General features: G+C 65.6%; 3 protein-coding genes. All 3 read right to left on the bottom strand.

Annotated elements, in window-relative coordinates:
- Nucleotides 1–753, bottom strand: a 753-nt coding sequence (pstS, locus tag AC1DY5_RS55170; protein WP_478122621.1) for a phosphate ABC transporter substrate-binding protein PstS, incomplete at its 3' end; no start/stop codon positions are given.
- A 100-nt stretch (nucleotides 754–853) separates the two neighbouring features.
- The gene (locus tag AC1DY5_RS55175) at nucleotides 854–1081 is read right to left on the bottom strand and encodes a hypothetical protein (RefSeq protein WP_478122622.1); all 228 of its coding nucleotides are present in this window, start codon (nucleotides 1079–1081) and stop codon (nucleotides 854–856) included.
- A 204-nt stretch (nucleotides 1082–1285) separates the two neighbouring features.
- A partial coding sequence (locus AC1DY5_RS55180) for a hypothetical protein (RefSeq protein ID WP_478122623.1) occupies nucleotides 1286–1526 on the bottom strand: 241 nt, incomplete at its 5' end.

Genomic DNA, 1526 nt, shown 5'->3' on the forward strand with positions numbered 1-1526 from the left:
CCTCGGTGCTGCCTCGGTGCTGGGCTGCGCCCATTCGCCGCGCTTGTTGCGCAGGCTCGCCGCGATCATGTGCTCACGCAACACATAGTCGGAAGAGACGTAGCCGATCGCGCCCGGCGTCGCTTTCACCGCCTGGGCCAGCTTGCCCGAGCCCTCCACGGCGCTCACGCTGCCAGGCCACTTGGCGCGGCTGCCCTGCCACTCGATGGCCGCGGCCGCAGCGGGCGCCACCTGCTGCAGATAGCGGACGAAGACTTCGGTGGTGCCCGAGCCGTCGGCGCGCACCACGCGGCTGATGCGGGTGTCGGGCAATTGAAGCGAAGGGTTGAGCACGCTGATGGCCTTGTCGTTCCAGCGCTGGATGTCGCCGGCGAAGATGCCGGCCAGTACCTCGGGGCTCAGTCGCAGCGCGCCGGAGGTCAGCCCCGGCAGGTTCACCACCGGCACCACCCCGCCCACCAGGGTGGGGAACTGGAACAGCTGATGCTTGTCGAGTTCGGCGCTGCTCAGGGGCACGTCGGTCGCACCGAAATCCACCGCGCGCGCCACCACCTGCTTGACCCCCGCCGAGGAGCCGCTGGGCACGTAGTTCAGCGTGACCCCGGTGTCGATCGAATACTGCTTGGCCCACTGGGCATAGACCTCGGCCGGGAAGGTGGCGCCGGTGCCGGAGACGGAGACAGCCTGGGCCAGCGCCGCTATCGGCAGGCAGGCCAGGGAAAAGAGCAATGCGAGAGGGCGGAGGGAGGTCATGGCGCGGCGTGAAGGCACGGGTTGTTGTTACTGAATTATTACAAATCACGCAGCAACTCGTCCGGCGAGACCGTATCCAGTCCGCACTCTGAAACAGGCCCTACGCCAAAGCTTCCTCTTCCGTCTCCTCGATACCGTCGCTCGATAACAATCCTTCGCTGTGGGCGCGCGCGATGAGGCGGGTAGCCACGTCCATCGACACGGATTCCTCATTCACGTCGAACTCGCCCTTCTCCGCCATGAGTGCCGCGATCATCGGCTTCGCCGTGCCGGCCGGCAGCATCTTGGCCAGCAGCCGGAGCGCCTGCCAGTAGCTGTCGTCCGCCACCCAGCTTCGGAGCCAGCGCGGCGCGCACCGGGACGTCCGCGGCACTGTTCGCGCGGTTCGCAACCACCGAGGGTTGTGCTGGCCCAGGTGCTGTAGACCCCTGCCAGCCCACTCAACAAGTGGGCTTTCACGACGAACCTGCCTGGCCGCCGACGAATCCGTCCCGATATGCTCACGGATACTAGGCGAGGCGGCTCTCCCGACTTAGCGCATGGCCGCGAGCACCCCCTTGCTTGATGGCGGCCCCACCTTCTCTCCTCTTGCAAGCCCCTTGCCCAGCGCGCCGATTCGCGGCACCCTAACAGGATGCGGAAATACTCCCCTCCAAAGCGAGTCATCTTCTTCGGCGAAGACTCGTTTTTCAGATGGTGCAGTAAGCAGCGATTTCGGGAGCCGTTTTCGCTGATTTGAGGGTGTTTTGCGAGGCTCTGATTGCCTCAGAGCC

The organism is Variovorax sp. P4_D9 (assembly GCF_056401695.1).